Genomic DNA, 12,928 nt, shown 5'->3' with positions numbered 1-12,928 from the left:
CCGTGTTTCCCATAACCGGAAGACATCGCGGCCCGCTTGCGTTTTCCGGCGACCGGACTACATTCACTCCGACTTATGCTAACTTTGAGCATAAGTGGAGGAAGAGCGAGATGGCAGACGGCATGTTTGGCTTGTCAAAGGCGCTGGAGCAAGAAACTGCGCCGGTCTGGGCCAAGGTCAGGGATCACGTCACGCCCATGGAGTGGCCGGCCCAGGCGGCGCTGATCCACGAGATCAATGCGCTGAAGAAGCAGCGCGACGCCGTCATTCTGGCCCACAATTATATGACGCCGGAAATCTTTCACGGCGTCGGCGACTATGTCGGCGACAGCCTCGGCCTGGCCAAGGAGGCGGCCCGGTCGAAGGCGAAGGTGATCGTCCAGGCCGGCGTGCATTTCATGGCCGAGACCTCGAAGATCCTGTCGCCGGACAAGACGGTGCTGATCCCCGATCTGAAGGCCGGTTGCTCACTGGCCGAGTCGATCACCGGGGACGATGTGCGGCTGATCAAGCAGCGCTATCCGGGCCTGCCGGTCGTGACCTATGTGAACACCACGGCCGATGTGAAGGCCGAGACCGACATCTGCTGCACCAGCGCCAACGCCGTGCAGGTGGTCGAATGGGCGGCGAAGGAATGGGGCGTCGACCGCGTCATCCTGATCCCCGACGAATTCCTGGCGCGCAATGTCGCCGCCCAGACCAACGTCGGCATCATCGCCTGGAAGGGCCGCTGCATCGTGCATGAGCGGTTCACCGCCGCCGACATCGCCGAGATGCGCGAAGCCTATCCGGGCGCGGAAATCCTGGCCCACCCCGAATGCCCCGAGGACGTGCTGTCGGCCGCCGACTTCGCCGGCTCGACCGCGGCCCTGACCGACTATATCACCGCCAACAAGCCGAAGCAGGTGGTGCTGCTGACCGAATGCTCGATGGCCGCCAACATCCAGGGCGACGTGCCCGAGGTCAGCTTCATCGGCCCCTGCAACCTGTGCCCCTATATGAAGCGCATCACGCTTCAGAACATCCGCGACTGCCTGCTGCACATGCAGTTCGAGGTGACCGTGCCCGAAGAGATGGCCGAGCGGGCGCGGCTGGCGGTGCAGCGGATGATCGACCTGCCGCCGCCCGCGATCCCGGCGCGCTATGACCTGTTCAAGGCCAAACACCACGTCGCGGTGGAGCTGATCTGATGCACTATGTCGCCCCCGTGCGGATCGTCGCCGGCGTGGACCCGAAGAGCCTGCGGCTACTTGCCCTGCTGGCCTTGTGGCTGCGATCGGAAAAGGCCACGTCCGCGCGATGAAAGATACTGACAAGCGCCGCCCCGGTCCGTGGGACAATCTTCCGCCCGCCGCGCCGGCCCAGCCCGAAATCGCCCGACCGCAACCCGGCGAACCCCCCCTCGACAAGGGTCAGCATCCGGTCTGGGCGGTGGTTTCGACCCTGCTTCTGGGCGTGTTCATCTGGTGGGTCTCGGGCAGCTGGGTCATCGCGGTCGCGGCGATCTGGGGCCTGCTGGTGCACGAATACGGCCATGTGCTGGCGATGAACGCGCTGGGCATGGGTCCGGCGCGCATCTACATCATCCCCTTCCTCGGCGGCGTGGCGAAGAGCCAGCGCCTGCCGGCCAGCGAATGGCATGGCGTCCTGGTGTCGCTGGCGGGCCCGGCCTTCGGTCTGCTGGCCGCCATCCCCTTCTTCGGCCTGTACATTGCGACAGGGCAGGGGATGTGGCTGCAGGGCGTCTTCATCATCGCCATCATCAATCTGGTGAATCTGGCCCCCGCGCCGCCGCTGGACGGCTCCAAGGCGCTCGGTCCGGTGCTGGCCCGTATCCACCCGATGGTCGAAAAGGCCGCCATGGTGGCGGTCGGCGCGCTGGTGATCCTCTGGGGCCTGACCAATGGCAGCTATATCTTCGCCGCCTTTCTGGCCCTGGCCCTGTTCGGCCATCTGAGGCGCGGCAGCTGGCGGCCCGAAGGACGTCAGCTCAACTGGCCGGAAGCGGCGCGCAGCGTGGGCCTGTTCGTGGTCGTGGCGGCGGCCTGCGCCGGTGTGGCCCTGTCGGGTCTGATGCCGGTGGCCGGCTCGCTGTCACAGGCCATGGCGCTGGGTGCCGGCTATTTCGAGTTCGGTCGTTGAACCGGATCCGGCATGACGGACCGCTGATCGTCGGCGGCGGTCTGGCGGGCCTCTCGGCCGCGCTGGAGGCCGCGCCGCGCAAGGTGCTGCTGGTGACGCCTGCGCCCCTGCTTGAGGCCTGTTCCTCGGCCTGGGCCCAGGGGGGTGTGGCGGCGGCCCTTTCGGTAGGCGACGCTCCGTCCCTGCATGCCGCCGACACAGCGGCGGCGGGTGCCGGACTGGTCGAGGCCGGGGCCACACGGGCGCTGACCGGCGACGGGCGCGAGACGGTGGAGTGGCTGGCTGCGCTGGGTGCACCGTTCGATCGTGACGCCGACGGTGGCTTTGCGGTCAGTCTGGAAGCCGCCCATTCACAGGCCCGGGTCGCCCGGGTCGGCGGCGATGGTGCGGGCCGGGCCATTCTGTCGGCCCTCGTCACGGCGGTGCGCGCCGCACCGCACATCGAGGTCTGGGAAGACGCGCGTCTGCGCGGCCTGATGCAGGACGCGAGCGGCCGCGTGTGCGGAGCCTTGATCGAACGGGCCGGCTCGGGCCGACTGTTCGAGGTTCTGGCACCCGCCGTGGTGCTGGCCACGGGCGGGGCCGGCGGCCTGTATGCCCAGACCACCACGCCTGCGGCCTTGCTGGGCGAGGGGATGGCGCTGGCCTGGCAAGCGGGCGCGGACATCCTCGATCCCGAGTTCGTGCAGTTCCATCCCACGGCCATCGATGTCGGGCTCGACCCCATGCCGCTGGCGACCGAGGCCCTGCGTGGCGAGGGCGCGCGGCTGATCGACAGGGACGGCCGGTTCCTGCTGGGCGAGGCGGCGGATGCAGACCTGCAGCCGCGCGACGTGGTTGCCCGGGCGGTTCACGCCGCCCGCGCCGCCGGGCGGGGGGCCTTCCTCGACGCCCGGACCGCCATCGGCCACGAATTCCCCGAGGCCTTTCCCGCCGTCTTCGCCGCCTGCATGAGGGCCGGGCCGGACCCGCGCGAGACGCCGATCCCGGTCGCGGCGGCGGCCCACTACCACATGGGCGGGATCGCGGCCGGTCCCGACGGTCGCACGACGCTGGCCGGCCTGTTCGCCGTGGGTGAGTGCGCGGCGACGGGCGTGCACGGGGCCAATCGGCTGGCGTCCAACTCCCTGCTGGAGGCGGCGGCCTTTGGACGACGGACGGGTCGCGCGGCGGCGGCCGAGCGGGGCGATCGGGACGCCGTGATGGCCCCTGCGCCGGCACCGGATCTGGACGACGCCGACCTGCAGACGCTGCGCGCCGCCATGAGCGACGATGTCGGTGTGGTGCGTGACGCGGCGGGCCTGACCCGCGCGCTGGCCCTCATCTCCGGGTTGGAACAGTCCGCAGGGCCGGCCCTGCCGCTGGTCGCCGCGCGGCTGATCGCCGAGGCGGCGCTGGCGCGGCGTGAAAGCCGGGGCGGGCATTTCCGCCGGGACTATCCCGAGACAGCCGCCATGGCCCGGCACACGCGCCTGACCCCCGGGCCCGATACCGCCGTGGAGTCCGCTCTTCTGGCTGCCGCAGGATAGAGCCATGATCCGACACCTGCCCGACCTGCTGATCGAACCGGTCATCCTCATGGCTCTGACCGAAGACCTCGGCCGGGCCGGCGATGTGACGGCCCAGGCCTGCATCCCCGAAGGCGCGCGCATGCGAGCCTCCTTCGTCGCGCGCAAGCCCGGCGTTCTGGCCGGGATCCCCTGCGTTCGCCTCAGCGTCCTGGCCATGGACCCCGAGGCGGAGATCGCGCTCAGGCTGACCGACGGCGAGGCCTTTGAGGCGGGCGCAGTGCTGGCCGAGGTCGAGGCCGATGCGCGCGCCTTTCTGGCCGCCGAGCGGACGGCGCTGAACCTGCTGGGACGACTGTGCGGGGTGGCCACCCTGACCCGGGCCTATGTCGAAGCGGTGGAGGGGACCCGCGCCCGCATCGCCGACACCCGCAAGACCACGCCGGGCCTGCGCGCGCTGGAGAAACACGCCGTGCTGTGCGGTGGCGGGGTCAATCACCGCTTCGGCCTGGATGACGCGATCCTGATCAAGGACAACCACATCGCCGTCTGCGGCGGCGTGGCCGAGGCGATCCGGCGCGCGAAGGCGGCGGTCGGGCATCTGGTGAAGGTCGAGGTCGAGGTGGATGGTCCCGAGCAGCTGGACGAGGCTCTGGCCGAACGGCCCGACGTCATCATGCTGGACAATTTCACCCTGCCGATGCTGCGCGAGGCGGTGGAGCGGGCGAAGGCGTCTTCGTTCGGGTGCCCGGTCCTGGAGGCCTCAGGCGGAGTCACCCTGGAGACGGTGCGCGGCATCGCCGAAACGGGCGTGGACGTGATCTCGGTCGGTGCCCTGACACATTCGGCACCGTCACTGGACATCGGGCTGGACGTCGTCTGAGCCGCGGATACGGAACGCCGTCGGTCACGAGGGGTTTGTCAGGGGACGGATGGAGCCTTCGATGACCCACGCCCCGCGGATTGCCGAGGAACAGCGCAGCGAAGCCGACCATGGCGGCAAGTCAGGCGGGCCGGGTGCCTGCAGCGATGGCCACGATCCTGAGCCCGGACCCCAGACCTGTCAGCCGGGCGACCTCAACCCTGATGGGCGGGACCGGTTCGGCGATCTGAGGCAGAACCGGACCAACCGCTGGATGGTTCAGGAGCGCTGACCGGCCACTGAGGGATCAGGCGGCGGCGTCCGCTGCCGGGGTCGGTGCCGAAGAGGCCGGCACCGGTTGAACGGTCGCGGCAGGCGCGACGGGGGCCTGATCGGGTGCCGGGGTCCGGTATTCCGACGAAACCAGCAGATTGTAGGCGACCGCACCGGCCTCGAGCACCGTTTCGGACGGGTCCACGCTGGCCTGGATCAAACGGGGCGTGTCGGCGGCGCTCGAGCGTTGGGCGGCATAGCTGAAGGCGCTGCTGGACCCCGTCCGGCCGCCGAAGCGATAGAACAGGTGGTCGCCAACCTGGTTGACCCGCACCATGGCATTGCGCCAGCCCGGCGAGACGCCGGTGGTGTGGAAGAAGGTGGCGTTGCCGACCGCGCCGAACACGCTGCCGGACAGGGCGCTGGAGGCGACCTCGCGCGCCCGGTTCCAGGCGACGCGATTGACCGCGCCGCGCATCGAACCGTCGCAGGTGAAGCTGAACTGGCAACCGGTCCGTCGTCCGGCACCCTGGAACACGACGCCGCAGACGCTCTTGGGGAAGGCCGGGTGACGGACGCGGTTCAGGACGACCTGGGTCACGGCGCGCATGCCGTCGCGGCCTTCACCGCGGGCCTCGTAATAGGCGGCCTGGGTCAGGCACTCGAGATCGCGCGAGGCGTCCAGGGCACCGCCGAGGCGGAAGGGCTGGGCCGCGACCGGGCCGGTCAGGCTGACCTGGCGCAGGCCGGCGTCGGAGGGTTGCGCGCGCAGCTGCTCCAGACGCGCGGTCATCAGTTCGGCCTGGCGGTCACGCTGGGCACCGCCGGCGACCGTGTAGGGATCATGGCGTCGGGCGATCGTCAGGGCGCTCTCGTCGAGGCCTCCGGCCGCCGCGGCCAGCGCTTCCTCGGTAAAGCCCGCCGCCGTCGCACCTTCAATACGCTCTGCCTGGTTCCGCACGGTCGTGGCTTTCGCCGCCGTGCCACCCAGGTAGGCGCAGCCCACCGTCAGCCCCAACAACGCGCCGAAAGCCGCCGCCGCCGTACCGGGCCGAATCCGGGCCTGACGATCGACAGAAGGCTTCGCACACGTCTGCGGGGCGTTCGACAAGGGCTCGGTCCTGTTCGGCAGGGCGCAGTGCCGCCCCCGGGTAGTCTCGCAACCGGGCGACCCTCTCCAATCCCTGGAGATCGGCGTCGCGATCCGTTTGCGGTAAATCGACGGTCGGCGAAAGGGCCAGCCGTCGAGGACGCGCCTTAAGCCAGCCGTTTGTGGCGCCAATGTGGTTGATTCGCAAGATTCGGGTGCGGCGCAACATCGCGTCACCTGCGGCGTGTAAAATCCAATGATCTGCGCGACGTCTTTCCGTATTGATCGACAATCGATCGAACGAATACTGTATTTTTGAACACAAACACAACATGCAGTGGGTGCCGTGATGCATAGACAGCATTAATCGCGTCGCCTTCTATTGTCTTCATTATTTTCGCGTTGACGGTTTTGACTTTGGGTACGGTGCCGGAACCGGCGAAGCGGCAATCGCGTTCAAGCGAAGCTATCAGGAGAATTTTGTCATGAACCGCATCGCCGTCACCCTAGTCCTTGCCCTTGTCGTCGTGGGTGCCGCCGCCTGCGGCCAGACCATCGAACAGAAGGCCGCGACCGGCGCCGTCGCCGGGGCGCTGGTGGCCGGCCCTGTCGGTGCCGCGGTGGGTGGCGCTGCCGGCGCCGCGGTCGGTCAGGCGCAGAAGCCGAACTGACACACATGGCCGTCGAGTGAGCGGGGCGGGACCGATCCTGCCTCGCAAACTTGATTTCGCCGCCTATATAGGGTTAGCCGACGCGATGGGCTGAGACACGCTCGCCCGCCGCCGTTCCGCGTATTCCGATAAACGATCAAGGACATCGACGACCTCCGCATGAGAGATCTGAAACAAACCGGCTTCGCCGACCGCCTGACCACCCAGCAGGACGCCAAGAAGGCCCTGCTCGCCCGGTTCAAGCCCAAGCCTGCGGCACCCGACCCTGAATTCGAGAAGCTGGCGCTCAAGCGGGCCGCCGAAAAGGAAGCCCTGCGCCAGCAGCACGATCTGGCCAAGGCCGAGGCGCGCCGCGAAAAGGCCGAGAAGGAAGCCGCCCGCATGGCGACCGATCTCGAGGCCCAGGAAGCCGTTGAGGCCGAGCGCCGCGCCGCCCGCAAGGAGCGCAAGGCCCTCACCAAGGAAGAGCAGAAGGCCGCCCGCGACGCGCGCTACGCCGCCCGCAAGTCCCGCACCCGCTAGGTTCAATCGACCTTCAGAAGTCCGACTCCGCTCCCTCCCCCGTCTTTCCGGGGCTGGGACCGGCGTAGCCGGGACAAGAACCCGGAACCCAGGAGTCTGGACGCCGCCGCGCACCTCACGGCCCAAAGGCGAGTCCAGTCTCCTGGATTCCGGGTTCCGCTCTGCGGCCCCGGAAAGACGGTGTTTGATTGACGATCAGCGGAGCGGCTGAATGTCGATTGAACCTGGACCATCAGGCCCGGCCTTGCTTTCAGGGTTCTAGACGGGCGGCGCATCCCCGGGCGTCAGATCGCCGAGGATAAGCGCCAGCTGCTCGCCCGAATAGGGTTTGCGCAGGAACGGCCAGGGCGCGTCCGTCAGCGCCGCATCCACGTCTTCACCCGCATAGCCGGACGTCAGCACGATCCGCATCGCCGGATAGTCGCGCTCGCAGCGCCGCGCCAGCTCGATTCCCGTCATCCCGCCGGGCATGACGACGTCGCTCAACATGATGTCGAAGCGCTCGCGCTTCAGCAGGTCCAGCGCCTGGGGGGCCGTGTCGACGGCGCGCACTTCCAGCCCCAGTCCCTCCAGCAGCTCCAGCGCCACGACCGTCACGCTGGCGTCGTCGTCGACCAGCAGCAGGCGGCGGCCCGCGGCCATGGGCGATGCGGCCTGCGGCCGGCTCTCTACCGCTGCGGCCAGCGCCCCGGTCAGCGGCGGCAGATAGAGTTTGATCTCGGTGCCCTGGCCGACGGTGGACGAGATGTGGGCCGCCCCGCCGCTCTGGCGTGCGAAGCCATAGACCTGGCTGAGACCCAGACCCGTGCCCTTGCCGATCGCCTTGGTGGTGAAGAAGGGTTCGAAGACGCGGGCAATGACGTCGGGTGGCATGCCCGAGCCGTCGTCCGACACCGTCACGCAGACATAGTCGCCGGGGGGCAGGTCCGTGACCTCGCCCGGTCCTACGGCACAGGACAGGGTCTGAACCATGATACGCCCCTTGTCGCCGACCGCGTCGCGGGCGTTGACCACGAGGTTGAGCAAGGCCGCCTCGAACTGGGAGGGGTCAACGTTGACCCTCGCACCGCCGCGCTTCAGCTTGAGTTTGAACTCCACCGCTTCACCGACGGCGCGGCGCAGCAGGGGCTCGCTCTGGCGGATCTGGGCGTTGAGATCCATCGCCTCGGGGCGGAGCGCTTGCCGGCGCGAGAAGGCCAGCAACTGGTGAGTCAGGCCTTCGCCCCGACGCGCAGCCGCCAGGGCGGCTTCACCGAGTTTCTGACGCTTCGCCGCATCGTTGGGTGAGCGCAGCATGATGTCGAGCGCACCGATGACGACCGTCAGCAGGTTGTTGAAGTCGTGCGCCACGCCGCCGGTCAGCCGGCCGACCGCCTCCATCCGCTGGGCGTGCATCAGGTCAGCCTCGGCCCGGGCCTTTTCCGCCAGCGCCTCGCCGACGCGTTCCTCGAGCAGTTCGTTGATGCGTTTGAGGTCCTCCTCGGCGCGTTTGGCCTCGGTGATATCGATATTGGCCCCGACATAGCCCTGATAGTCGCCGGCCGCGTCGAACCGGGGCAGGGCCTCGCAGCGAAGCCAGCGCTCGCCCAGCGTGGCGTGGCGCGTGCGGACGACGCCTTCGAACCGTTCGCGCCGTTCGACGGCCGCGTTGAACGTTTTGGTGAAGGCCTTGATGTCGTCCGGATGAACCAGCCGATACCAGCCCTCCTGGACGTCCCCTTCGGACTCAATGCCGAAGAAGGTGCGGTAGCGACGGTTCACAAAGCTCGGCCTGCCCTCGGCGTCCAGCATCCAGATCAGGGCCGGCGCGCTGTCGGCGACGGTGCGGAACCGGGTCTCGGATTCCGTCAGCCGGTTCTCGGCCAGAACCCGCGCCGTCTCATCCCGCAGCGTCAGCACGGCACCGATTTTCTGACCATCCGCACCGGTCACCGGGCGGGCGTTGCCGACCGCGACGACCTCGCTTCCGTCCGGTCGACGGATGCGCCAACGCGCGTCGGTGACGGATTCCCCCTTCAGCACCGCCCGGACCAGAGGCAGATCCGCCGTGGGGTAGGGTTCGCCGGCCTCGGTCAACAGGTGATAGGTCTCCGCATAGTCTTCAGGCGGCACGTCGAGCTGCGCCACGCCGTGATGTCGGATCGCCGCCTCGTTGACGAAGATGATCCGGCCGTCCGGGTCGGTGACGATGACCCCCTCGGCCAGCTGGCCCAGGATGGCGTCGCGTTCCGCGGCGGCGGCGGCCAGACGGGCATTGGTCTCGCGGATGTCGGTGACATCGAACGCCACGCCGACAAACCCCTGGAGCGATCCCCCCGGTCCCGGGCGGGGGCGGGAGAAGGACTTCAGCCAGCGGTAGACACCGTCGTGGCGCAGATAGCGCGCTTCGAGGGAGAAGGGTTGGCCGGTCGCCTCGCCGGCGACCGATTCCTGCAGAATGCGTTGCTGGTCGTCGGGATGGATGACCGTCCGCCAATCCGCCCCGAGCGCCTCGTCATAGGTGCCGCCGCTGAAGGTCACATAGGCCTGGTTGACGAAGGCCCGGGTGCCATCCGGGTGGGTGACCCAGATCAGGACCGCCGCCGTGTCGGCGACCGACCGGAACCGGGCTTCGCTCTCGCGCAACTCGGCTTCCGCTCGCGCGCGTTCCACGTCCGACCATGTCTGGTCCGCGACCTCGGAGATCAGCTCGACCTCGGCGTCCGTCCAGACGCGGGTCGCATCGGAGTCCACATGCAGGAACCCGCGAAGTTCGCCCAGCCGCATGATGGGGGCCGCAACGAAGGCCTGCACGCCGATGGCCTTGAAGCTGGCCGCCGCGCCGGCCGTGCTTGGGTGTGAGGCGACGTCCTGGACGACGACCATGTGCCCTTGGGACAGCTGCTGGTCGACCAGGCCCCCGAAATCGGCGATGCGCAACTCGGCCTGCAGACTGGCGGTCTTTCCGTGCGTCCAGTCGCGGTACAGCGCGAATACGCCGCGCGTCTGATCCAGCTCTCCATAACCCACCCGCCGAACGTCCAGCCGCTCGCCGAGGGCGCTCTGCACCGTGTCCATGATGGCCTCGGGATCCTGGAGGTCCCGAACGCGATTGTAGAGATCCAGCAGGAAACTCTGACGTCGCCCCAGCTCTGCCAGGACGTCCAGCGCGGCTCTGGTCTCGCTGACGTCGAAGGCCATGCCGACATAGCCGAGGAAGGTCTGGTCGGCATCCAGGCGCGGGTTGACGGCGATCCGCATCCAGCGCCACCCGCCATCTGCATGCTGGAACCGCGCCTCGAATCCATAGGGCAATCGGGCGGGTCGTGCCGCCTGCATGGCCGCCTCAACCGCCGCCTGGTCGTCCGGATGGATCACCTGTTTCCAGACGTGACCGAGGATGCTTTCAGCGGGTCGGCCGTAGAATTCAGCGAGGGCCGAGTTGACGAATTCGACCTCGGCCCGGGTGTTCGTCATCCAGACGGGCGACGGTGCGGTATCGGCCATCAGCCGGAATCGCGCATCGCTCTCGCTCAGGGCGACCTGCGCGTGATCCTGGTTGCGGAAGTAGGTCCTCAGCGAGGCCCCCACCAGGGTCAGGAAGGCAGCGACAACGACATAGGCGATTCCACCGACCACATTCGTCGTCGGGTCGAACGGCACCAGTCCGGCGATTCCCGACGCCGCGAGCCAGCTGCCGGCGAGGCAAAGCAGGGTTGTTCCAAATCCGGCCCAACGTCCGGCCCAAAGGCTGGCGACGACCACGGGTGGAATGAGGATCACATAGCCGGGGAAGCCGCCGTAAATCGGTCCCAGGGCGAGCCGCAGGCCGATGCCTGCGCTCGCGCACACCAGTATGACCAGCGCCTGTCGCCCGGGCCCCAGGGGCTCCGACAGGGCGATTCTCTTGAAGACGGCGTCTGCGCCCACCCGGCCTTACCCCGTTACGCCTGCGGTTCGAAATGCTGCAACGTATTGTCGAGCTTCACGTTCCTTCAGCCGGTGCCGTCGCACAAATTGCCGGCCTGCGCGCCCGAAATCGACTTGGTGAAGCGCGACCGCGTTCCCACTTGAAGGTTGAAACGAACTCCGAGGAACCCGAATGACCGCCACCATCGATACCGGCCTGACCAAAACCGAGCGCGCCGACGTTGCTCAGGAGCTCACCAAGGTGCTGGCCGACAGTTTCGCCGTCTATCTGAAGACCCATGGCTATCACTGGAACGTGCGCGGCCCCGAGTTCTTCAGCGTCCACAATCTTCTGGAACAGCAATACCGCGACATCTGGGCCGCCCTCGATGACATCGCCGAGCGGGTCCGCGCCCTCGGCGTGCTGGCACCGCAAAGCTATTCGGCGTTCGGCAATCTGACCTCGATCAAGGACGGCGATCCGGAGAAGGATTCCACCGCCATGCTGAAGGAGCTGATGCAGGATCACGAGACCCTGATCGCCACCGCGCGGGCCGCGTTCGACACCGCTTCCGAGGCCGGCGACGAGGCCTCCGCGGACCTGATGACCCAGCGTCTGGCGGCGCATGAGAAATTCGCTTGGATGCTGAGGTCGACACTTGGCGGGCGCTAAGGTTTGACCAAACGGCGCTTTTCCGCCTGAAAAGCGCCCCGCTTGTCGGGCATGGATTGGATTGACGCGGCCGGGGCCGCCGTCTGGAGCTGGATTTGGCCGGGATCGACTGGAGTGTGGTGCTGAAACGGACGCGACGGCTCGCCGCCACCGCGCCCGTGGTGCTGGCCGCCCTGGGCGTCGCGGTTGCCGCCAGCTCCAGCCCCCGGTCCGAGATCGACCGCCGCGCCGAGGTGGTCCGGATGTTGACCCGGGGCGATCTCGGGGCCAGCGGCCTGGCCGCCATCACGCGACGCATGAGTCCGTCCGAACTGGCGGTCGCCATCCGCCATGATCCCGGCGAGCGTGGCCCGGCCCTGTACGGCCTGACTCCCGGCTGGGAGAGCCTGACCCTGGCGGGCCGACCGACGCTTGATTTCGGGGCGACCGGCCTCGATGCCATGAAGCTGAACGCCGCAACGCCGAACGCGTCGCAGTATCTGCGCGTCGCTGCGCCCTTCGTCTTCAAGCCCGCTACGGCCGAGGATCGCCGCCGCGCGCTGCGCTGCCTGACGCAGGGCGTCTATTACGAGGCCGCGCTGGAGCCGACCGCCGGTCAGGAGGCCGTGGCCCAGGTCATCCTCAACCGCGTCCGCGACCCCAACTATGCCAACACCGTCTGCGGCGTGGTGTTCGAGGGAGCCGAGCGCACCACCGGATGCCAGTTCAGCTTCACCTGCGACGGTGCCCTCAGCCAGGCCCCGGTCGGCTGGGCCTGGGAGCGGGCGAAACGGGTCGCGGAACGCGCCCTGGCCGGTGAGGTGTCGGCCGCCGTGGGCACGGCAACCCACTATCACGCCGACTATGTGCATCCCTGGTGGTCGCCGACGCTGAACAAGCTGAGCCAGATCGGGGCCCACATCTTCTATCGCTGGAAGGGCGTCTACGGGGAGCCGGCCGCCTTCAACCAGCGCTACGCGGGACGCGAGCCGTTGATCGACGAGGCGCGTTTCTCGCGGCCCCGTATCCAGATTGCGACCGCCGCCGAGGCCGAAAAGGCACTGGCCGAGGCTGCCGCCAGCGGTGAGGGCGTCATGCGCACGGTCGAGATCGACGGCCAGACCCGCGTCCTCGGGATCGCTTCCCTGGGCGGTCGTCGGCAGGCGTCGGCGTCCGACATCGCCGCGATCAATGAACGTCTGGCGGCCTTCGAGGCCCCGGCGGCGGCTCCGCAGCCCGTGCCGGTCGTCATTCCCGGCACCACGCCGATGGCGGTGGAAGAAGTGGGTCGACCGGCGTCCTGAACCCGCTCGCCGGCGG

At 68.4% G+C, this 12,928-nt stretch carries 11 protein-coding genes; 9 read left to right on the top strand and 2 right to left on the bottom strand.

The genetic code is table 11. From position 1 onward, the window contains the following. Positions 1-110 precede the first annotated feature (110 nt). The 5 genes from nadA (at position 111) to ACP7AS_RS00245 (ending at position 4,804) form a co-directional block, all read left to right on the top strand. Positions 111-1,190, top strand: coding sequence for a quinolinate synthase NadA (nadA, locus tag ACP7AS_RS00265; RefSeq protein ID WP_426026822.1), 1,080 nt, complete (start codon positions 111-113; stop codon positions 1,188-1,190). Between the two features lie 109 nt (positions 1,191-1,299). After that, entirely contained in the window at positions 1,300-2,142 is an 843-nt protein-coding gene (locus ACP7AS_RS00260) for a metalloprotease (protein WP_426026821.1), read from the top strand. Continuing rightward, complete coding sequence (locus ACP7AS_RS00255) at positions 2,139-3,671, top strand: L-aspartate oxidase (RefSeq protein ID WP_426026820.1); 1,533 nt, start codon at positions 2,139-2,141, stop codon at positions 3,669-3,671. Before ACP7AS_RS00260 ends, ACP7AS_RS00255 begins: the two co-directional genes overlap by 4 nt. A 4-nt stretch (positions 3,672-3,675) precedes the next feature. After that, positions 3,676-4,533 carry a carboxylating nicotinate-nucleotide diphosphorylase gene (nadC, locus tag ACP7AS_RS00250; RefSeq protein WP_426026819.1) on the top strand — a complete coding sequence of 286 codons (858 nt, stop codon included), beginning with the start codon at positions 3,676-3,678 and terminating at the stop codon, positions 4,531-4,533. A gap of 61 nt (positions 4,534-4,594) precedes the next feature. Further along, a complete protein-coding gene (locus tag ACP7AS_RS00245) occupies positions 4,595-4,804 on the top strand; it encodes a hypothetical protein (RefSeq protein ID WP_426026818.1) in 210 nt (69 codons plus the stop codon). Positions 4,805-4,819: 15 nt separating this feature from the next. On the opposite strand, the gene ACP7AS_RS00240 is transcribed toward ACP7AS_RS00245, so the two are convergent. Continuing rightward, positions 4,820-5,896, bottom strand: a complete 1,077-nt coding sequence (locus tag ACP7AS_RS00240; RefSeq protein ID WP_426026817.1) for a cell wall hydrolase — start codon at positions 5,894-5,896, stop codon at positions 4,820-4,822. Between the two features lie 464 nt (positions 5,897-6,360). Between ACP7AS_RS00240 and ACP7AS_RS00235 the strand changes: the two genes are divergently transcribed. Next, the gene (locus ACP7AS_RS00235; protein WP_426026816.1) at positions 6,361-6,546 is read left to right on the top strand and encodes a hypothetical protein; all 186 of its coding nucleotides are present in this window, start codon (positions 6,361-6,363) and stop codon (positions 6,544-6,546) included. A gap of 159 nt (positions 6,547-6,705) precedes the next feature. After that, positions 6,706-7,068 (top strand): DUF6481 family protein, encoded by a 363-nt coding sequence (locus tag ACP7AS_RS00230; RefSeq protein ID WP_426026815.1) that lies wholly within the window; start codon positions 6,706-6,708, stop codon positions 7,066-7,068. Positions 7,069-7,326: 258 nt separating this feature from the next. Here ACP7AS_RS00230 and ACP7AS_RS00225 read toward each other — a convergent pair whose 3' ends face one another. Continuing rightward, positions 7,327-10,977, bottom strand: coding sequence for a PAS domain S-box protein (locus ACP7AS_RS00225; protein ID WP_426026814.1), 3,651 nt, complete (start codon positions 10,975-10,977; stop codon positions 7,327-7,329). A gap of 172 nt (positions 10,978-11,149) precedes the next feature. On the opposite strand from ACP7AS_RS00225, the gene ACP7AS_RS00220 reads away from it, so the two are divergent. Continuing rightward, positions 11,150-11,629, top strand: a complete 480-nt coding sequence (locus ACP7AS_RS00220) for a Dps family protein (protein ID WP_426026813.1) — start codon at positions 11,150-11,152, stop codon at positions 11,627-11,629. A gap of 95 nt (positions 11,630-11,724) precedes the next feature. Beyond that, complete coding sequence (locus ACP7AS_RS00215; RefSeq protein WP_426026812.1) at positions 11,725-12,912, top strand: cell wall hydrolase; 1,188 nt, start codon at positions 11,725-11,727, stop codon at positions 12,910-12,912. The last annotated feature ends 16 nt before the right edge of the window (positions 12,913-12,928 follow it).

This window comes from Brevundimonas sp. TWP2-3-4b2 (genome assembly GCF_049897345.1).
Classification (GTDB): Bacteria; Pseudomonadota; Alphaproteobacteria; order Caulobacterales; family Caulobacteraceae; genus Brevundimonas.
The sequence above is the reverse complement of the archived record's forward strand: the minus strand, read 5'-3'. Positions and strand labels throughout refer to the sequence as shown.